Origin of the sequence: Komagataeibacter oboediens (assembly GCF_018491655.1) — a bacterium.
GTDB classification, from domain to species: domain Bacteria; phylum Pseudomonadota; class Alphaproteobacteria; order Acetobacterales; family Acetobacteraceae; genus Komagataeibacter; species Komagataeibacter oboediens.
Genome location: NZ_JABLUU010000001.1, coordinates 206,583 through 225,715, shown reverse-complemented (window position 1 = coordinate 225,715; position 19,133 = coordinate 206,583). Strand labels below are relative to the sequence as shown.

The 19,133-nt window shown below is 62.6% G+C and carries 16 protein-coding genes; 5 read left to right on the top strand and 11 right to left on the bottom strand.

Translation table 11 applies throughout. The features are described 5' to 3' along the window. Window positions 1–33: 33 nt before the first annotated feature. Window positions 34–381, top strand: a complete 348-nt coding sequence (locus HNO79_RS01005; RefSeq protein ID WP_214164313.1) for a hypothetical protein — start codon at window positions 34–36, stop codon at window positions 379–381. Window positions 382–394: 13 nt separating this feature from the next. Here the strand turns inward: HNO79_RS01005 and HNO79_RS01000 are convergent, their stop codons facing one another. From HNO79_RS01000 to aroB, 8 genes are all read right to left on the bottom strand, one after another. Next, on the bottom strand, window positions 395–1,243 hold the full coding sequence (locus tag HNO79_RS01000; RefSeq protein ID WP_214164314.1) for an endonuclease/exonuclease/phosphatase family protein: 849 nt from the start codon (window positions 1,241–1,243) through the stop codon (window positions 395–397). Between the two features lie 52 nt (window positions 1,244–1,295). After that, window positions 1,296–1,988 (bottom strand): carbonic anhydrase, encoded by a 693-nt coding sequence (locus tag HNO79_RS00995; RefSeq protein ID WP_200410449.1) that lies wholly within the window; start codon window positions 1,986–1,988, stop codon window positions 1,296–1,298. 293 nt (window positions 1,989–2,281) lie between these two features. Further along, a complete protein-coding gene (gene alaS / locus HNO79_RS00990; protein ID WP_214164315.1) occupies window positions 2,282–4,933 on the bottom strand; it encodes an alanine--tRNA ligase in 2,652 nt (883 codons plus the stop codon). A gap of 716 nt (window positions 4,934–5,649) precedes the next feature. Further along, window positions 5,650–6,183: a GtrA family protein gene (locus tag HNO79_RS00985; RefSeq protein ID WP_214164316.1), complete on the bottom strand. Its 534-nt coding sequence runs from the start codon at window positions 6,181–6,183 to the stop codon at window positions 5,650–5,652. Window positions 6,184–6,338: 155 nt separating this feature from the next. After that, window positions 6,339–7,433: an OmpA family protein gene (locus HNO79_RS00980; protein ID WP_048856925.1), complete on the bottom strand. Its 1,095-nt coding sequence runs from the start codon at window positions 7,431–7,433 to the stop codon at window positions 6,339–6,341. 361 nt (window positions 7,434–7,794) lie between these two features. After that, on the bottom strand, window positions 7,795–8,916 hold the full coding sequence (locus HNO79_RS00975; RefSeq protein ID WP_214164317.1) for an OmpA family protein: 1,122 nt from the start codon (window positions 8,914–8,916) through the stop codon (window positions 7,795–7,797). 408 nt (window positions 8,917–9,324) lie between these two features. Beyond that, window positions 9,325–10,542: an OmpA family protein gene (locus HNO79_RS00970; protein WP_214164318.1), complete on the bottom strand. Its 1,218-nt coding sequence runs from the start codon at window positions 10,540–10,542 to the stop codon at window positions 9,325–9,327. Between the two features lie 277 nt (window positions 10,543–10,819). Continuing rightward, a complete protein-coding gene (gene aroB / locus HNO79_RS00965; RefSeq protein ID WP_214164319.1) occupies window positions 10,820–12,553 on the bottom strand; it encodes a 3-dehydroquinate synthase in 1,734 nt (577 codons plus the stop codon). 130 nt (window positions 12,554–12,683) lie between these two features. On the opposite strand from aroB, the gene HNO79_RS00960 reads away from it, so the two are divergent. The 3 genes from HNO79_RS00960 to HNO79_RS00950 all read left to right on the top strand — a co-directional run bounded on the left by HNO79_RS00960 (window position 12,684) and on the right by HNO79_RS00950 (window position 14,863). Then, window positions 12,684–12,905, top strand: a complete 222-nt coding sequence (locus HNO79_RS00960) for a hypothetical protein (RefSeq protein ID WP_029329373.1) — start codon at window positions 12,684–12,686, stop codon at window positions 12,903–12,905. Between the two features lie 12 nt (window positions 12,906–12,917). Next, the gene (locus HNO79_RS00955) at window positions 12,918–13,835 is read left to right on the top strand and encodes a tyrosine recombinase (protein WP_200410452.1); all 918 of its coding nucleotides are present in this window, start codon (window positions 12,918–12,920) and stop codon (window positions 13,833–13,835) included. A 71-nt stretch (window positions 13,836–13,906) separates the two neighbouring features. Then, on the top strand, window positions 13,907–14,863 hold the full coding sequence (locus tag HNO79_RS00950; RefSeq protein ID WP_029329372.1) for an acetyl-CoA carboxylase carboxyltransferase subunit alpha: 957 nt from the start codon (window positions 13,907–13,909) through the stop codon (window positions 14,861–14,863). 130 nt (window positions 14,864–14,993) lie between these two features. Here the strand turns inward: HNO79_RS00950 and HNO79_RS00945 are convergent, their stop codons facing one another. After that, window positions 14,994–15,752, bottom strand: a complete 759-nt coding sequence (locus HNO79_RS00945; RefSeq protein WP_214164320.1) for a competence/damage-inducible protein A — start codon at window positions 15,750–15,752, stop codon at window positions 14,994–14,996. Between the two features lie 81 nt (window positions 15,753–15,833). Between HNO79_RS00945 and HNO79_RS00940 the strand changes: the two genes are divergently transcribed. Next, entirely contained in the window at window positions 15,834–16,760 is a 927-nt protein-coding gene (locus HNO79_RS00940; protein ID WP_244987386.1) for an SMP-30/gluconolactonase/LRE family protein, read from the top strand. Here HNO79_RS00940 and mutT read toward each other — a convergent pair. Together mutT and HNO79_RS00930 are read right to left on the bottom strand one after the other, a co-directional pair. Next, on the bottom strand, window positions 16,757–17,767 hold the full coding sequence (mutT, locus tag HNO79_RS00935) for an 8-oxo-dGTP diphosphatase MutT (RefSeq protein WP_010513856.1): 1,011 nt from the start codon (window positions 17,765–17,767) through the stop codon (window positions 16,757–16,759). The two genes, HNO79_RS00940 and mutT, sit on opposite strands and share 4 nt — an antisense overlap. Next, window positions 17,764–18,885 carry an aromatic ring-hydroxylating oxygenase subunit alpha gene (locus HNO79_RS00930; protein ID WP_048857065.1) on the bottom strand — a complete coding sequence of 374 codons (1,122 nt, stop codon included), beginning with the start codon at window positions 18,883–18,885 and terminating at the stop codon, window positions 17,764–17,766. The genes mutT and HNO79_RS00930 overlap by 4 nt, the downstream gene beginning before the upstream one ends. Window positions 18,886–19,133: the final 248 nt, after the last annotated feature.

The window sequence follows — 19,133 nt, the reverse complement described above, 5'->3', positions numbered from 1 at the left end:
ACAGACTTGGCTGAAGCAGGAGTTGCAGCGTCAATGACCGATACCCCCGATCAGGACCGGAACGTGGTCGCGCAGTCCGCTGTCCCCGCTGGCGTGGAACATCCGGTGGAAGCCCTGCACGAGGCCGTGCAGCAAGACGAGGCGGCGCTTGCCGCAACCACCGTCCCCGATCCCGGCCCGGTGCCCGAGGCCCAGACACAGGTCGTACCCACCGACCATGATGCCGTGGCCACCAGCCAGGCAGCCGCCACGGCCGCCATGGCGCCCGAATTCATGCCCTACAGGGAACTGTTCCAGCTTATGGGCGCGATCGTGTTCGTGCTGGTCGTGCTGACGGTAGGGTGGAATGCCATGCATGCATCGGGTATCTGGCCGGAATGATCGCCTGATCCCGTCAGGGCGGCGACAGCCGGACCGAGACGGGACAGTGATCGGACAGGCGCATGGTGTCGTCGCGTCCGTTTTCGCGGTACAGCATGACCCGCAGGCTGTCCGGCTGCAGCCAGTCACGCGCGGGGCCGCCCGCCATGATATGGTCGATGAAATAACTGCCCTGCGCACAGGGGCTGGCGTGTCCTGCGGTTGCCAGCGTAAGCGGACCGTTTTCCGTCAGCGACCGCCAAGCAGGATCGTCGGGTGCGAGCAGGCGGTTGAAATCACCCATCACGACAAAGGCTTCCCCTTCATCCTGCCGTTCCATGATCCAGTCCTGCACGATCGCGATCTGCCGCAGCAATGTCCGGCAGACGGGCCTGTTCCGGGTCGTGGCTGACGAATCGCGGCATCCCGCCTTCAGATGCACCACCAGAATGCGCAGGCTGTCCGCGCCACTGCCAACCGTCAGGTCAAGCCCGGCCCGCAGGTGACGGGGCGCGGTGGAGGGATAGACATCCAGCGCCGTGACATCTGGATGCCGGATAACCGGCAGGTCCGCACGGACCGCAAGGGCGACTTTCTGCACGACCGTGTCGTCGGATAGGAGGATGCGGTAGCGTGGGGTGGGGAACAGCCTTGCGGCAAGCTGCGCGCTGTCGATTTCTTCCAGCGCCGCGATGTCGGGGGCAAGACGGTGGGCATAATATGCCAGCCGGTCCAGTTCTGCCGTGGTGCGCGGTGTGACATCCTCCGGCAGGTCGGGATCGCCCTGTGGACGGGTGGTCAGCCAGTCAAGGTTCCATGTGGACAGCTTGAGACTGCCACCAGCCTGTGCCCCGACGGGCAGGACCATGAGCGCAAGGGCCACGGTCAGGCGGAAGCCCGCCCGCCGTATCCCCTGCGCAGACCATGGGGCCGGGTTATGGCGTGGTGGTGTCGTCTGCCTTCTGTGCCTGCAGCTTGGCAATGGCTTCGTCCACATGAATGAACGTGCGCGACGTTTCATCCAGCACGACAACTTCCCCACTGGCGATGTCATAGAACCATCCCTGCAACGTCAAGGTGCCGCGGGCAACCCCTGCCGCGACGGCGGGATGGGTGCGCAGGTGGGCAATCTGCAACTGCACGTTCTGTTCGGACAGGCTGCGCACGGTGGCAGGCCCGGCGTCGGACGCTTCCAGCACGGCGCGTGCGGCTTCGGCATTGCGCAGCCAGCTTGCCACGGTGGGCATCCGGGCCAGTTTCGTGGGGTCGGGATCCAGCAGCGCCTTCATCGCCCCACAGTTGGAATGGCCGCATACGATGATATGCGACACCTTCAGCGCGCTGACCGCATATTCAATGGCGGAGGACACGCCGCCCAGCATTTCCCCATAGGCGGGTACGATATTGCCGATATTGCGCAGCACGAACAGGTCGCCCGGCTGGGTCTGCGTGATCATGCTGGGATTTACCCGGCTGTCGGCGCAGGCGATGAACAGCGTATCGGGGGACTGGCTTTCCGCCAGGCTGGCGAACAGTTCGCGGTTTTGCGGAAAGACTTCAGTATTGAAGCGCTCCACGCCATGCAGCAGATCGATAAGGGTATCCCGGGCAGTATGGGTATCGGCCATTGTAAAATCCTGTCACCTGAATGTCCGGATAAAGGGAAATGCGCCCACCGCACGGGCATTGCTGCGCAGTCCGGTAGCTGGGGTAGTATCCCATGCTATCTGTATCATGGAAACACCTGCATGTCACAATTGTTTCTTCATGCGGGGCAGAGGAAATACTATGTAACCACAATATAATTAAGAAACATTCACTTTTTGTATTGAATTGGTGATGGGTGAAGGCACGGGCGTACAGCACAACGGCGCACAGGGTGCGCCGTTGCATATCCGTTCCGTCCTGTGAGGGCGATGGGTCAGGCCGCGCTGCCAGCCTGCATGGCGGTGCGCACGGCATCGAGGGCCGCGTCCGCCCTGCTGGTATCCGGGCCACCGGCCTGCGCCATGTCGCGGCGGCCACCACCGCCCTTGCCACCCATGGCGGCGCTGGCGGCGCGTACCAGGGTTACGGCATCCACCTTTTCCGCAAGGTCGGGTGTTGCGGCGACCACAATGCTGCCCTTGCCATCCGCCGTGGAAATCAGGGCGATCACGCCCGACCCGATTTCCTTGCGCAGGGAATCGGCCAGTGGCTTGAGTTCCTTGGGCGGCAGTTCGCCCACGTTGCGGGCGTCAAGCCTGATGCCATTGACCTCTACAATGGATGCTGCCGACTGGTTGCCCGATGCCAGCTTGCGCTGCAGGTCGGAAATCTGGCGTTCCATCGCCTTACGTTCCTCCAGCAGCACGGCAAGGCGCTCGGGCGCTTCTGCGGGCGGCACGCGCATCATGGCGGCCATCTGGTTCAGGCGCTCTTCAGTGGCGACGGTGGCGTTCTGCGCGGCAAGCCCGGTCACGGCCTCGATACGCCGCACGCCCGACGATACGCCACTTTCGGATGTGATGCGGAACAGGCCGATGTCACCGGTGCGACGCACATGGGTGCCACCACACAGTTCGATCGACCAGCCCGCGCGCCCGTCCTCGGGGCCGCCCATGGAGACCACGCGGACCTCGTCACCATATTTTTCGCCAAACAGGGCCATGGCACCCTGTTCTATGGCTTCTTCCGGCGTCATGTGGCGCGTGGCGACTTCCGTGTTTTCACGGATGCGGGCATTCACCTCGGCCTCGATATCGGCCAGTTCCTCCGGCGTGATCGGGCGCGGCTGGCTGACGTCAAAGCGCAGGCGGTCGGGTGCGTTCAGGCTGCCCTTCTGCGTGACATGATCGCCCAGCCTGCGGCGCAGGGCTTCATGCAGCAGGTGCGTGGCGGAGTGGTGGGCGCGGATGGCGCTGCGGCGGTCGTGATCGACCTGTGCCGTCACCGCCATGCCTGGCTTGACCGTGCCTTCAATGACCGTGCCGTAATGCACCAGCAGGTCGCCCAGCTTTTTCTGCGTATCGGTAATGGCGATATGCAGGCCGGGGGCGGTAATGGTGCCGGTATCGCCCACCTGTCCGCCGCTTTCGCCATAGAACGGCGTCTGGTTCAGCAGCAGGGCGATTTTGGTACCGGGGACGGCGCTGTCCACCTGTGCATTGTCCACGACCACGGTCTGGACTTCGGCATCCGATGTTTCGGTGGTGTAGCCAAGGAATTCGGTGGCGCCAAACGTATCACGCGCCTCGAACCATACGGTTTCGGTTGCGCTGTCACCCGATCCGCTCCATGCCGCGCGGGCGCGCTTGCGCTGCACGTCCATGGCTTCGTTGAAGCCTGCCACGTCCACACTATGGCTGGTGCCACGCAGGGCGTCCTGCGTCAGGTCCAGCGGGAAGCCGAAGGTATCATATAGCTTGAATGCAACAGCGCCCGGCAGGGGCGCGCCATCGCCAAGGTGTTCCGTCTCGTCCGCCAGCAGCGACAGCCCACGGTCCAGCATCGCCTTGAAGCGTTCTTCCTCACCCTTCATCGTGCCTTCGATCAGGGCACGGGCGTGGATCAGTTCGGGATAGGCTTCGCCCATCTGCCGGATCAGCGCGGGAACAAGCTTGTAGAAGGTCGGTTCCGTCGTGCCCATCAGGTGCAGGTGGCGCATGGCCCGGCGCATGATGCGGCGCAGGACATAACCGCGCCCGTCCTTGGACGGCAGTACGCCGTCGGCGATCAGGAACGATGTGGAGCGCAGATGGTCGGCCACAACGCGGTGGCTGGCATTGAATGGACCGTCCGGGTCCTGACCCGTGACTTCGGCCGAGGCCAGGATCAGGGCGCGGAAGGTGTCCGTATCATAATTGTCACGCTTGCCCTGCAGGATGGCGGCAAAACGTTCCAGTCCCAGTCCGGTGTCGATGGACGGACGTGGCAGCGGTGAGCGCGTGCCGGGCGGATTTTCGAAATACTGCATGAACACGAGGTTCCAGATTTCGGTAAACCGGTCGCCATCCTCATCGGGGGAGCCGGGCGGGCCGCCCGCCACTTCTGGGCCGTGATCGTAGAAGATCTCGGAACACGGGCCACAGGGGCCGGTATCGCCCATGCGCCAGAAATTGTCGGAGGTGGGGATGCGGATGATCCGGTCATCCGGCAGTCCGGCGATCTTGCGCCACAGGGTGGCCGCTTCCTCATCATCGGCATAGACGGTGGTCAGCAGCTTTTCCTTGGGCAGGCCAAAGGTGCCGGTCACCAGATTCCACGCCAGTTCAATGGCTTCCGCCTTGAAATAATCCCCGAACGAGAAATTGCCCATCATCTCGAAAAAAGTGTGGTGGCGGGCGGTATAGCCAACGTTGTCCAGATCGTTGTGCTTGCCCCCTGCGCGCACGACCTTCTGCGCCGTGGTGGCGCGGGAATACGGACGCGTTTCCTGTCCGGTGAACACGTTCTTGAACTGCACCATACCAGCATTGGTAAACAGCAGCGTCGGATCGTTGTGCGGCACCAGGGACGAGGACGGCACGATCTGATGCCCGTTCCCCGCAAAATAGTCGAGGAAGGTGGCGCGAATGTCGTTTGTTGTGAACATGGCGGGAAACGGACGATCCTGTATTGAAGGTATGGATGTAAAACCGGTTTCATTCACCTAGCGCACGTAGCGCCGGACCGGAAGTATGAACATGCGTGTTGTGTCCACATGGCGTGGGCGTGATGCGCGGGATACGGCGGCAGGCAGTGTCGGGCACCAAACCGCGGACCGGTTGTGCCGGAATTGCATACCGCTCTGGCGGCCATGTCGGGCACTCGTGCAGCGAACGCGGGACGGTTGGCCCGCAGGACCTGGTTGACGATGCCCCGGCCAGTCAGGCACCAGGTGCGACACGGTCATGTGGCGGCCTGTACGTTTCCAGAATATTTTTTTGGTAAAGCTTCTTTAAAATGTCTTCAGGAATCGCCCTTGTTTTAGAAATAAGGCGATGCCTGATAATTTTATTATTTTTGATTAATTGAGTATTTATTTGATATGTCGGGGAAAGAATGCCAAATGGTTCTGACGCGTATTTTTATTACTTTCCCGCGTCCGTTTTATACATGACCATCCCAGAATGGTAGCATACGGATATATTGACACCATGCCTCGACCGTCCTGTCGGAGCAGGTCGATGTGCCAGTCCAGTGGATGCCACGTCAGGCAGTCCGGACGGATGATGGATCATTTTGTAAGGAAAAAGTCGGTCGATTGCGCAGGGCATGTAAGGCATCCCCTGGCAGGGAAGTCACCCGGCGGAGAGAGGCAGAATTGCCTTATCCGACCTTGCTGCGGGAGTTCGCAACTGCCGTATGGCTGGAAATCGTGTTCTTGACGACGGCGCGTTCAGGCTGGAAGGGAACAATTTCCGCCGTCGGGCGATTGGTCGTGGCAGACCTTGCGGATTCGGAATGGAATACGAGTTTGCGGCTGATATGAAAATTTGCCATCATTCCCGCAACAGCACCCGCCGCCAGCGCCAGGACCGGATAGGTCTTGAACACGGGGGAGACGTGAAACAGCGTGAACACGCATCCACGGTTAAGGAAGAATCCCAGCGAGTTGCCTGCAAGAAAGCGCATCCACTGGACAACAAAATGATGCTGATTGCCCACGTGGCGGAAGGTCCACAGGCGATTGATCAGCCAGTTGATCGATGCCGCAATGAAATATGCGGCTATGGTTGCAATCGTCAGACCCACAAATGGACGCAGGCTGTAAACCGTCCCCGTATCCCAACACAGCCCGAGCAGTCCAACAATTCCAAACTTCAGGAATTGTGTGATTTTCTGGGAAGAAAGATTGGGCAAGACATTATCCTTATGCCAACAGGCAAGGCGACGGGCACATGTGCAGGCCATCGTGTGGCGGGCAAACTGCATATGGCGAATATGTCATACAGTATAATGCGGGGCGGATGAAAGGGGAAAGGAGGCAGATCAAAGCCTCCTTTCTTTTCTTTACATTAATGCAGGATGATCTCGACGCGACGGTTCTGCGGCTCACGCGTGTCGGGGCCGGTCGGCACCAGCGGGTGGGCTTCACCGTAACCATGGACGTCGATGGCGTTGGCGGGCACACCATCACGGATCAGTTCAGCCTTCACGCTGTCAGCACGACGCATGGACAGGCCAAGGTTGTACTTCTCACCGCGCGGACCGGGGTGGGCCGAGGTGTTGTCGGTGTAGCCGTTGACTTCGATGCGGGTCGTCTGGACGTGGGTGGAGGCCTGGGCAGCTTCTGCCACGATCTCACGCGAGCGGCCGGTAAGGGCTGCGCCGTCCCAGTCGAAGAACACCAGATAGGTGCGGGCTGCGGTCGGTGCGGGCGGCACGACGGCAGGGGCCGGCGGCGGCGGCGGCGGCGCGCTGTTGAACGCGTAGCGGACACCGACGATGAACTGGTGGTTGAAGCGGTGATCGAAGCTGGCATGTCCCGAATCATACGGGCCGCTGGCGGTGTAATTGCCCATCGTGAAGGACGAGGGCTGGCCGATCATGCGGTATTCGGTGGTCATCTGCAGGCCAGGAATGCCGGGAATGTCATAGGCCGCACCAACAATGCCCTGATAGGCGAAGCCGCCCTTCGTGCCGCTCATGCTGCGACCGGGGGAGTTGCCCACCGTGACATCATGCGCGTTCTGCCACAGGTAGCCCGCACCAACACCGACGAACGGCGTGACAGGCACGTCAATGTTGAACAGGCGCTTCAGGTCGATGTCATACAGGACGTTGACAAAGCCGCCATAGGACCGGTCGCTGCCCTTGTCACCGCGGGTCTTGCTGTAGATCTCGGACCAGTTGTAGTCGCCTTCGACTTCCGCTCGCAGGCCGTTGCCGAAGCCCCAGCCAACCGCGCCAAAACCGGTCCAGCCGTGGCGGTGGCCCAGCTTTTCACGTCCCGGGCCGTCTTCCGTATCAGCGAAGTGACCGTGCTGGGTCTGTGTCAGGTTATAGCCGCCCCCGATATCAACATACGGGCCGGTAATGGTGGTGGCCTTGGCGGCCAGCGGTGTCGCGGCCAGCAGGCTAGTTGCCAGCAGGGCAGAGCGGAGACGCATATGTTCGTCCTTCCTCACATTATTACTTCTTTATAGGGCACATCATGTGCGGGATGCGTAAGCAATCAATCCATCCCCCTTAAACACAGTGTGTTGCCTGTGGTTGCGTCCAATTTATGGCCACACAGCAGCATAAAGGTAACACCGGTGCTGCACCGAACGGGACAGAAACTTTTTCTATTTATTAACAAGTAAGTATGTGGGGAGCGTCCCACTGGAAACAATACTCTAATAAAAGATTTAGAGTATTTTGTGGCAGAAGGAACACGGGGCGTCGCGACTTGGTCCTGACCTTAAAACCCGGGCAACAAAAAAAGGGAGCACAAAGTGCTCCCTTTCTTCTGAGACCGGTTGGTCGGGATCAGTGCAGGATGATCTCGACGCGACGGTTCTGCGGCTCACGCGTGTCGGGGCCGGTCGGCACCAGCGGGTGGGCTTCACCGTAACCATGGACGTCGATGGCGTTGGCGGGCACGCCGTCACGGATCAGTTCAGCCTTCACGCTGTCCGCACGACGCATGGACAGGCCAAGGTTGTACTTCTCACCGCGCGGACCCGGGTGGGCCGAGGTGTTGTCGGTGTAGCCGTTGACTTCGATGCGGGTCGTCTGGACGTGGGTGGAAGCCTGGGCAGCTTCTGCCACGATCTCACGCGAGCGGCCGGTAAGGGCTGCGCCGTCCCAGTCGAAGAATACCAGGTAGGTGCGGGCTGCGGTCGGTGCGGGCGGCACGACGGCAGGTGCCGGCGGCGGCGGCGGCGGCGCGTTGTTGAACGCGTAGCGGACACCGACGATGAACTGGTGGTTGAAGCGGTGATCGTAACGCATTGCACTACGCTCGCCGCCGCTGGCGAGACCACCGGTCACGTTGCCCATGCCGAAGTCTTCAACCTGACCAACCATGCGGTATTCGGTGGTCATCTGCAGGCCCGGAACGCCCGGGATGTCGTAGGCTGCACCGACGATACCCTGATAGGCGAAGCTGCCGTTCGTGCCCTTGCGGTTGACCGACATGCCATCCATGGTGCTTGCGCTGCTGACGTTCTGCCACAGGTAACCGGCACCAACACCGACGAACGGCGTGACAGGCACGTCAATGTTGAACAGACGCTTCAGGTCGATGTCATACAGCACGTTGACGAAACCGCCATAGGAGCGGTCATGGCCCTTGGTGCTGGTGGCGCTGCTGTAGCTGCTGATCGCGGACCAGTTGTAGGCACCTTCGACTTCGGCGCGCAGGCCGTTACCGAAGCCCCAGCCAACGTTGGCGAAGCCGGTCCAGCCATGGCTGTGGTGAACGTGATCGCCAAAGTCGTTATTGCCGTTCTGGCCGTTTTTGATGTCAGCACTATGCTCGTGCTGGGTCTGGGTCAGGTCATAACCACCGCCGATGCCAACATACGGGCCGGTGATGGTGGTTGCCTTGGCGGCGAAAGGTGCCGCTGCCAGCAGGCTGGTAGCCAGTAACGCTGCGCGTAGACGCATGTTTCAGTCCTTAACTCTGTTGTTGCAGGGCAAAGCCCCATCTTGTGGTTCGGGCAATGGATTTGCCCCGAGACAGGGCAGCCTGAGATTACCCGCAAGCTATGATGCGGGGATTAGCCTGTCTGGACCGACTTGAGAATGGGCAAAATGCCGCATGCCCATGAGGTGTGGCGAAAAACACACATATCTTTCAGGGCTGTTTGGCAAGTTCCGTGAAAAGTCCCGATTTTATAAGGTTTTTTTGGAAGTCCGATATTAGACCCATTTATTTTGCATAGGACAGTACCGGAAACCGAAGGGCTGGTTTTTACGCCTGACGCGTCCCAAAACGATTCGATATGGAAAGAGGGAGCCGTGTGCTCCCCCTCGTGAATGTCCGTATTTATCAATTTATTACAGAACACGCCGTCAGTGCAGGATGATCTCGACACGGCGGTTCTGGGGTTCGCGTGTGTCAGGCCCGGTGGGCACCAGCGGGTGGGCTTCGCCATAGCCGTGAATGTCGATGCCGCTGGCCGGGACACCATCACGGATCAGTTCGGCCTTCACGCTGTCCGCGCGGCGCATGGACAGGCCCATGTTGTAATGTTCGCCACGGGGGCCGGGATGGGCGGCGGAATTGTCGGTGTAGCCATTGACCTCGATACGGGTTGTCTGGACGTGGGTGGACGCCTGGGCTGCCTGCGCCACGATCTCACGCGAGCGACCGGTCAGGGCGGCACCGTCCCAGTCAAAGAACACCAGATAGGTGCGCGCCGCAGTCGGCGCTGGCGGCACGACGGTGGGTGCGGGCGGCGGCGGCGGCGGGGCATGGTTGAACGCGTACCGTACGCCGACAATGAACTGGTGGTTGAACCGGTGGTCATAGCGCAGGTTGTTATGGTCGGACGCGGGGTCGTTCACGCGCTGGTTGATATTGCCCATCGCGAAGGATTCCACCTGCCCGATCATGCGGTATTCGGTGGTCATCTGCAGGCCCTGCACGCCGGGAATGTCATAGGCTGCGCCAACAATGCCCTGATAGGCGAAGCTGCCATTCGTGCCGTCCTGGCTGACGGTTGCCGTGCCGCCGGGCCTGATGCCACCGGGAACGACGGTGCTGGCGTTCACGTTCTGCCACAGGTAACCGGCACCGACACCGACAAACGGCGTGACGGGCACATCGATGCCGAACAGGCGCTTGAGGTCGATGTCATACAGCACGTTGACGAATCCGCCATATGACCGGTCGCTGCCGTTGGTCCGGCCGCTGACGTGGCTGCCGGTGCCGTAGGCCGCGCTGTACCCGGTCAGCGCCGACCAGTTATAGACCCCTTCGATTTCCGCACGCAGGCCGTTGCCGAATCCCCAGCCGAAGTTGGCGAACCCGGTCCAGCCATCGCCATGCTGCATGCGTTCGCGCGAATGGGCGTCGTACAGGTTCCGTGCATTCACCGCCGGATCATTTCTGATCTTCCCGCTCTCGCTCTCATACGTGTCACGGTCAAAGCCATGGGCATGCTGGGTCTGGGTCAGGTCATAGCCGCCGCCAATGCCGACATACGGCCCTGTTATCGTTGTGGCCATGGCGGTGCCCAAGGGTGCCGCGCCAAGTGTAGTCGCCAGTAATGCCGCGCGAAGACGCATATTCCCGTCCTTAAGATACTTGATCAGACGCCTTCTTTTTTGTGGAGATGGGGGCATGTTCCACACTGGCCTGATGCATGTTGATACAATTGGCCCATGGGCCGTTGTCGCAATGCCAGCGGAAGGGTGCGGAAGCGGGAATGCCGGGCAACCTGCCCGCACCCGATCCATGGCTGGATCGTTGTGCGGGGCAAAGGTTGAGATAAGATTAAATGCCCCTTTGCCGCCGGATGGCAGGGCAGGGACGTTGTAAAAATATCACACGGACGTGTTGGGGTCAGGGCGTGCAGCCATCCGCGCGCAGCATCTCCAGCACGACGTCGTCGGGCACGTCACGGCAGGTAAAGGCCCGGCCAATGCCGCGGACCAGTACGAAAGACAGGCGGCCATCGCGCATCTTCTTGTCGCGCTGCATGTTGCGAACCAGCTGGGCGGCAGAGAAATTCCGACCCGTATCGCTGATCCGTGCGGGCATGGACAGGCGTTCGAGGTGACGGGTCACGCGCTCAAGGTCTTCCGCCGGGCAGTAACCCAGCCGGACCGACAGCATGAACGCCAGCCGCAGCCCGATGGACACGGCCTCCCCATGCAGCAGGCTGCCATTATAGCCCATTTCCGCCTCCAGCGCGTGGCCGAAGGTATGGCCGAGGTTGAGCAGCGCACGGCCATCGGCCTTGCGTTCCTCGCGCTCATCGGCAACCACCACGCGCGCCTTGAACGCGCAGGCCATGCGGATGGCTTCGGCCTGCATGGCCGGATCGCCCGCCAGCACCGCTGCCCCGTGGCGTTCGCACCAGTCGAACAGCGCGGCATCGCCCAGCAGCCCCGACTTGACGATTTCGGCATAGCCCGCGCGCAGTTCGCGCACCGGCAGGGTGGCCAGGGTCGATGTATCGGCCAGCACCGCGATGGGCTGGTGGAACGCCCCCAGCAGGTTCTTGCCAAACGGTGTGTTGATGCCGGTCTTGCCCCCCACGGACGAATCCACCTGCGACAGCAGCGTTGTCGGGATCTGCACGAAGGGCAGGCCACGCAGCGTGGTGGCGGCACAGAATCCGGCCAGGTCCCCTACCACGCCACCGCCCAGCGCCACGACCGTGGTGCCGCGTTCGACATGCGCTTCCAGCAGGGCGTTGGTCACGCGTTCGTACATGCCGATGGTCTTTGACCCTTCCCCGGGGGGAATGGTGATGACCTCCGCACGGATTCCGGTTTCCTCCAGCCCTTCCAGCAGCCGGGGCAGGTGCAGGGGGGAAACCGTTTCGTCCGTCAGGATCATCACGCGTTTCTGCGGCAGGACGGGGGCCAGCAGCGCGCCGGCGCGACGGATCACGTCGGGACCGATCACGACATCATAGCTGGCGCGGTCCAGCCGCACGGGTACCCGCAGCGGCTGCCGGTTATGCTTCAGGGCCTGAATGACATGGTCGGCGCTGTGTTCCACGTTATCGTCTCCACAATCCACGATGATATCGGCCTCGGCATAGACCGGATGGCGCAGGCGCATAAGGTCCGCCAGCACCGCATGCGGCGGGGCGGCATTCAGCAGGGGGCGGTGCGTGCGGTCCGCCACGCGCTGCACCAGCACCGGCAGCGGGCAGCGCAGCCAGATGGAAACGGCATGCTCGCGCACGCTCGCCCGCGTGCGGGAGTCCATGAATGCGCCCCCGCCCGTCGCCAGCACCACGGGTGGCCCGGACAGCAGGCGGCGGATGACCAGCCGTTCCCCCCGGCGGAATTCGGGTTCGCCGTATTTGTGGAACAGGTCAGCGATGGTGCAGCCGGCGGCGCGTTCGATTTCCTCATCCGAATCGACAAACGGCACCCCCAGCCGCGCGGCGAGGATGCGGCCGATCGTTGTTTTCCCCGCGCCCATAAGCCCGACCAGCACGATGGTGCGCCCGCTGCCCGCCTGTCGTGGCCTGGCGGGGCCGACGGCATTGAGGTCAAGCGGGATGGCGCGCGATGGCGTGGCCGGACCGGGCCGGTCGGGGGGAATCTGGCGTGACATGGCGCGCAACCTAACATACAGCAGGACGGAACCGGTAGAGTCCGCACGAACGCCCGGCCATGCGCGCAAAAGCGTGTATCCGGTCCGGATTGTGGATGGCCGGGGTGTGCAGGATATGGGAAGCGGTTGGATGATCCGTATTGTTATTGCCGTGATGGGCGTTCTGGTCGTGTGTGGGGTAGGGGGATTCTTCTCGCTGGGTGCCTTTCCGCCTGCGTTGGTGCAGCAGGATGTGCACAAGGATATCGCCTTTGCCGCCCCCGTGGCGCCGGCCCCCGCGCCGCTGGGCATGCCTGCGGCCCTGCCCGTGGCACCGCTGGCCCCGGTCGCAGCCCCAACCGCTGCGCAGTAAGCGGCAGGCCCCATGGTCGGGAACGCGGTTGACGCCTTTCTGGAGATGCAGGCGGCCGAGCGCGGGGCGGCGCTGAATACCATCCAGGCCTACGCCCGTGACCTGGAGGACATGACCGGAGCGCTGCATGCGCGCGGTGTCTCCGCGCTGGATGCGGGGGAGGCGGACCTGCGCGACTACCTGTCCGGTCTGGCGCGGCAGGGGCTGGCCCCCCGAACGCAGGCCCGCAGGCTGTCCTGCATCAAGCAGTATTTCCTGTTCCTAGCCCGTGAGGAACTGCGGCCCGACAACCCCGCGGCCCTGCTGGACGCCCCGCGTCTGGACATGACCCTGCCGCGTTTCCTGTCGGAAGCGGAGGTCACGGCGCTTCTGGCGGCGTGTGAGGCTGAAAATGATGCGACACCCGCCCGCAGGCGCAGGCTGCTTGTGGCGCGGGCCGCGCTGGAAATGCTGTATGCATCGGGGCTGCGCATATCCGAACTGCTGTCGCTGCCGCGCCGCGCGCTGGATGCGGCGCCGGGCATGATGCTGGTGCGTGGCAAGGGCGGGCGCGAACGCATGGTGCCCATGTCCGCCCGCGCTCGCGCCGCCGCCCGTGCGTTGATGGACATGGATTCCGCGCGGAAAAGTCCCTACCTGTTTCCCGGTCGCGGCCCCGCCCGGCCCATGACGCGGCAGGGCTTTGACCGGATCCTGCATGATGTGGCGCTGCGGGCGGGGCTGGACCCGCAGCGGCTGTCGCCCCATGTGCTGCGGCATTCCTTCGCCACGCACCTGCTGGCCCATGGGGCGGACCTGCGGGCGCTGCAGGTGCTGCTGGGCCATGCCGACATCGCCACCACCCAGATCTATACCCATGTGATGCTTGACCGCCTGCGCGACGCGGTGGCGCAGCATCATCCGCTGTCCGGCGCGGACGGGCGTGGATAAAAATGCATGGCAGGGCGGATTCCCTGCGTGAAAATGTTTGGCTGGCGTGCAGGCTGTGCTATCGGCAGCGCATGCGCCAGTTTCTAGATTTCGAAAAGTCGGTCGCCGAACTTGAGAACAAGATCGACGAGCTTCGCAGGATGTCCGGTCCGGACGGGATCAACATCGCCGAAGAGATCACCCGGTTGAGTGAAAAAGCCGACCGGCAGTTGCGTGCGGCCTATGCCAAGCTGACGCCGTGGCAGAAGGTGCAGGTGGCCCGCCATGCCCAGCGCCCGCATACGATTGATTACATCAATGCGCTGATAACCGAATTCGCCCCGCTGGCCGGTGACCGGCTGTTTGGCGATGACAAGGCCATCATTGGCGGTATCGGCCGGTTCAAGGGCACGCCGGTAGTGGTGATCGGAACCGAACGCGGGGCCGAGATCGAAACGCGGCTCAAGCATAATTTCGGCATGGCCCGGCCCGAAGGCTATCGCAAGGCGCAGCGGCTGATGAAGCTGGCCGGGCGATTCGGCCTGCCGGTCCTGACCTTCATCGACACGTCCGGCGCATGGCCGGGGATCGATGCGGAAGCGCGCGGGCAGGCGGAAGCCATCGCGCGCTCCATTGAAACCTGCCTGAACGTGCCGGTGCCGGTGATTGCCACCGTCATTGGCGAAGGTGGGTCAGGCGGTGCCGTGGCGCTGGGTGCGGGCGACCGGGTGATGATGCTGGAACATGCCATCTATTCCGTGATCTCGCCCGAGGCCTGTGCTTCCATCCTGTGGCGTGATCCCAAGCAGGCCTCCACGGCGGCGGATGCACTCAAGCTGACGGCGCAGGATCTGCTGCAGTTGCGTCTGATTGACCGCATCATTCCCGAACCGCTGGGTGGCGCGCAGCGCGAACCTGCCGCCGCGATTCGCGCGGTGGGCGACGCCATTGCGGCGGAACTGCCGGGCCTGCAGGCCAAGGACCCTGTTCTGCTCAAGGCGCAGCGGCGTGAAAAATTCCTCGCCATGGGGCGTGAAGCCGTCGCCTGACCTGCGCCGTTATGATGCTGTGAGCCGCGCTGGTAAAAGTTTTCGGGTGTCGCCTTTTTCAAAAAAGGCGACACCCAAACTTTTTATGGTCTCCTGAAACGCCTGCCGGGCAGGCGTTTCAGGCGGCCCTTCAGCCTTTTACCGGTTCCCCCGCCTGTGGTGTGAAGCCCAGGCGTTCGATCAGGTCGCGCACGGCGTCGGACGCGGCCTTCACGCCCTCCACATCCGTTCCCTTGCATAACAGGCACACGCCCCGGCAGCTTTCATCAAGGCGGTAGGGGTAGGACCCGATATCAACGTCGGGATGGCGCTGCTGTATTGTTTCCAGCCCTGCGGCCAGCGTGCCTTCATACAGGCCATTGGCATGCCATGCCCGGGATGTGACCGGGGTGCCATGGGGCAGGGTGGGCAGGACTTCCTCGAACATCGCGCGCATGATGCGTGGCACGCCCGCCATGACATGCACGTTGCCCATGGTGAAGCCGGGTGCGACCGAAACGGAATTGCGGATGGGCACGGCCCCCTGCGGCATCGTGGCCATGCGCTGGCGCGCGGGATTGAATTCGTTCGGGGGGAAGTGCGCTTCCAGCAGGCGGAAGGTTTCGGGGTGGTGGACCCATGGCACGCCAAACGATTCCGCGACGCAGGCTGAGGTGATGTCGTCATGCGTCGGCCCGATGCCGCCCGTGGTAAAGACATTGTCATACGCCGCGCGGGCTTCGGTCACGTTGCGTACGATCACGGCGCGGATGTCCGGAATGATCCGGACCTCGCTTAACGTAATGCCGGTTTCAGACAGGCGGCGGGCGATATACTGCACGTTTACGTCCTGTGTGCGGCCGGACAGGATTTCATTACCTATGACCAGCAGGCAGGCGGTGGGGTTCATGATGCATGTTTCCACTAGGTTGCGGGCGGGAGCATTTCCCCCCACCCTATAACGACAGCAAGCCTACCGGAAGGAGAAGCTATGAACACCGCAGCAATGCCGCAACCGCACTGTGTCTGGGACATCCGGGCGGAACTGGGCGAAGGACCCGTATGGTCCGTGCGGGAACAGGCGCTCTATTTCGTCGATATCGTAGGTCTGGCCATCCACCGTTTCCATCCCGCCAGTGGTGCGCGCGCGTCATGGCCCGCGCCGCAGCGCCCCGGTTTCGTGGCGCCGGTCAGTGACGGCACGCTCATGTGCGGGCTGAAGGACGGGCTGTACAGTCTGGACCCGGCAACCGGCGTGTTTTGCAGGGACGTTGCGGTAGAACCCGACCTGCCTGGCAACCGGATCAATGACGGAAGTGTCGATTCGAAGGGGCGGCTGTGGTTCGGCACCATGGACGATGGTGAAAGCACGCCCAGCGGTGCGCTGTATTCCGTCACCCGCGAGGGGACGGGCCTGAATGTCCTGCGCCATGATGAGGGATATATCGTCACCAATGGTCCCGGCGTTTCCCCCGACGGGCGGCGGCTGTACCACAATCATTCCCCTGCCGGGATCATTTACGTGTTCGATCTGGCCGAAGATGGCAGCCTGTCGAACCGGCAGGTGTTCGCGCGGATCAGTGATGGCTACCCCGACGGCGTGGTGGTCGATAGCGAGGGTAATCTCTGGGTTGGCGTATGGAACGGGGGACGGATCGTGCGTTTCCGGCCCGATGGTACGCCCCTGCCGTCCATTCCCGTGCCGGGGGCGCTGAACGTGACCAAGGTGGCCTTTGGCGGGCCGGATCTGCGCACGGCGTATATTACGACGGCGCGGAAGAATACACCGCCCGACCGTCTGGCGCAGATGCCGCAGGCGGGCAGCCTGTTCAGTTTTCAGGTGGACGTGCCGGGACAGCAGCCTGTTCCGTTCCCCGCTGCCGAACTGGCGGCCCTGCGGGATATTCCGCTGGGTTAAAGCAGGTCCTGCAGCAGCGGGATCAGGGGACGGTCGGCATCGGGCATGGGGTAATCGCGCAGCCTGTCGGCCGCCACCCATTCCAGTGTCTGTCCTTCCCGGGGGGTGGGGGTGTTTTTCCACCGGTGACAGACATAGACGGGCATGAGCAGGTGAAAATGTCCGTAATCGTGGGAAACGAACGTAAACGGCGCAAGGCAGGAACGGGCGACATCCAGTCCCAGTTCCTCATCCAGTTCGCGGATCAGGGCCTGTTCGGGCGTTTCTCCCGTTTCGACCTTGCCGCCGGGGAATTCCCACAGCCCCGCCATCGACTTGCCTTCGGGCCGCCGGGCCAGCAGCACGCGGGCATCCGAATCCACCAGTGCCACGGCCGCGACCAGCACGACCTTGCGGGTGCTGTCCGCCACCTGGGCCATTTCCTCGGCCATTGCTTCCCCCGACAGGTCGGCGTGGCGCGCCTCGAACAGGCGGACAGGGTATTCCCCCCCGCGTGAGACGAATTCCTGCGACCCCGTTCCATTTTCCCGGAAACCGATCCGGCGCAGCACGGCGATGGAGGCATGGTTGTCATGTGCCGCGGATGCGGTGAGGCGTTCAACCGGCAGGTTGGCCAGTGCCCAGCGCGCCAGACGGCCCGCCGTGGTGGTGGCGACCTTGCGGTTCCAGTGCGCACGCCCCACCCAGTACCCCAGCGAGCAGGACCGGTCGGTGGCATTGATGCGCAGCCCGATGCACCCGATCAGCGAATCCGGCGCATCGGATGAAGGGCACGTAATGGCGAAATGATAGGCTTCCCCGCGCCGCGACTGTTCAATGGTCGCGGCGATCCATTCCTCGGTCAGCGCGAGCGAGTAGGGGAATGGAACGCGGCTGAGCATCCGCACCACGCTCCAGTCATTTATCAGCCTGTGCATGGTGCCCGCATCAGATGTGCGGACTTCACGCAGGCGGTATTCACCGGCCTCCAGTAAGGTGCCGGAACCATGTATTCCCTGCACGCTCATGCGCTTGAGGCGCCCCTTGCGACGGGTGCGGGCGCGTCCTGTCCGGCTGGCAGTCCGCATTCCACCAGCAGTTCGCGCAGGTTGCATATGACCGGGAAGATTTCCTGGTTGCGGTCGCCCCCCTGTTCGTACCAGGCGTTCTGCTCCAGTTCCACGATCTCGCGGTCTTCACGGAAAATCCGTTCGGTAAACGCGGTCAGGAACGGCCATGCCAGATCCAGCAGCCCCGGAACGCCCGGCCGCTTGATCGACAGCAGCCCGAACACCCGGTTGGTCAGTTCCGCTTCGTCCTGCGGCACATATGCAATCCACAGGTCCATGACCGGGGCGCTGTCGCCCGTCTGGATATGAAGCGTCTGGTAAGGATAGACCGTGCGGATGGTCATGACGTCGCGATGAGCGAACTTTTCGCTGTTATCACGCTTCTGGCCAAAGATCAGCGCCTCGCCAATCGGCTGCTTGCCGCTGGTGCGGGCAAAGCTGTAGCGGGCTTCCACCAGCCCGGGGCCACGTTCCTGCCCCAGGAAACGGGGCTTCATCTGCCCCATCTGCTTCATGTGCATGAACTGATGGTTCATGTCCATCAGGTTCTCGTGCATGAAGCTGTAGTGGCAGTGCACAAGCTGGCCGAAGCGGCGGGTCTTGTAGGCAGGGTTGGCCACTTCCGCCAGACGGGGGAAGGGTGTTGTCTCTGCCTTGGCCGGGTCTCCGGGGAAAACGAAGATCAGGCCGTCAACCTCCCGCACGGGGTAGGTACGCACGCCGTTGGGCAGCTTGCCCTTGCCAAGATAGGGTACGTCAATGCAGCGGCCCGACCGGCCATAGGCCCAGCCGTGGTAGCAGCACTGGACTGACTCACCCTTGACGGTGCCCTTGCTCAGCGGGACCTGACGGTGGGCGCAGCGGTCTTCCAGCGCAAACACGCTGCCGCCTTCCTTGGGGCGCACCAGGGCAATGGGCTGCCCGGCATAGCGGGTACCTATGGTCTTGCCCGGCTTCAGTTCCCGTGACCACGCGACGGGGTACCAGAAATCGGGGTTGGCACGAATGCGGCGCAGATCCCGCCCGGTAACCGGGGCGGAGGACTGCATGCTGTCGGGCGATAACGACTGATCCATTGTCTCTCTTGACTGTTAACAGGGCATGGCAGCCGGATGTGCCACGGGACAGGATGCCGGTCACATGCCGGGGATAGGGCATGTGCAACCGTATCGCGCCGCCATGGCGATATTAAGGATGTTTTTTACCCCCAGGGCAAATGGTTCAGCGCCATAATGTTTTGTAATATATTGCTGGACCATTTCCCCGGCTGCCTCCTTGTTCCATCTGCTGCCGCCATGGGCGCGGGCAATGGCATCAGCATGAC

Bases quoted from the DNA above. Each gene is read 5' to 3' on its own strand.
- HNO79_RS00980 (WP_048856925.1), bottom strand. From the start codon at position 7,433: ATGCGTCTCCGCTCTGCCCTGCTGGCAACTAGCCTGCTGGCCGCGACA.
- HNO79_RS00975 (WP_214164317.1), bottom strand. From the start codon at position 8,916: ATGCGTCTACGCGCAGCGTTACTGGCTACCAGCCTGCTGGCAGCGGCA.
- HNO79_RS00940 (WP_244987386.1), top strand. From the start codon at position 15,834: ATGAACACCGCAGCAATGCCGCAACCGCACTGTGTCTGGGACATCCGG.
- HNO79_RS00930 (WP_048857065.1), bottom strand. From the start codon at position 18,885: ATGGATCAGTCGTTATCGCCCGACAGCATGCAGTCCTCCGCCCCGGTT.
- alaS (WP_214164315.1), bottom strand. From the start codon at position 4,933: ATGTTCACAACAAACGACATTCGCGCCACCTTCCTCGACTATTTTGCG.
- HNO79_RS00945 (WP_214164320.1), bottom strand. From the start codon at position 15,752: ATGAACCCCACCGCCTGCCTGCTGGTCATAGGTAATGAAATCCTGTCC.
- HNO79_RS00970 (WP_214164318.1), bottom strand. From the start codon at position 10,542: ATGCGTCTTCGCGCGGCATTACTGGCGACTACACTTGGCGCGGCACCC.
- HNO79_RS00995 (WP_200410449.1), bottom strand. From the start codon at position 1,988: ATGGCCGATACCCATACTGCCCGGGATACCCTTATCGATCTGCTGCAT.
- aroB (WP_214164319.1), bottom strand. From the start codon at position 12,553: ATGTCACGCCAGATTCCCCCCGACCGGCCCGGTCCGGCCACGCCATCG.
- mutT (WP_010513856.1), bottom strand. From the start codon at position 17,767: ATGAGCGTGCAGGGAATACATGGTTCCGGCACCTTACTGGAGGCCGGT.
- HNO79_RS00960 (WP_029329373.1), top strand. From the start codon at position 12,684: ATGATCCGTATTGTTATTGCCGTGATGGGCGTTCTGGTCGTGTGTGGG.
- HNO79_RS00950 (WP_029329372.1), top strand. From the start codon at position 13,907: ATGCGCCAGTTTCTAGATTTCGAAAAGTCGGTCGCCGAACTTGAGAAC.
- HNO79_RS00955 (WP_200410452.1), top strand. From the start codon at position 12,918: ATGGTCGGGAACGCGGTTGACGCCTTTCTGGAGATGCAGGCGGCCGAG.
- HNO79_RS01005 (WP_214164313.1), top strand. From the start codon at position 34: ATGACCGATACCCCCGATCAGGACCGGAACGTGGTCGCGCAGTCCGCT.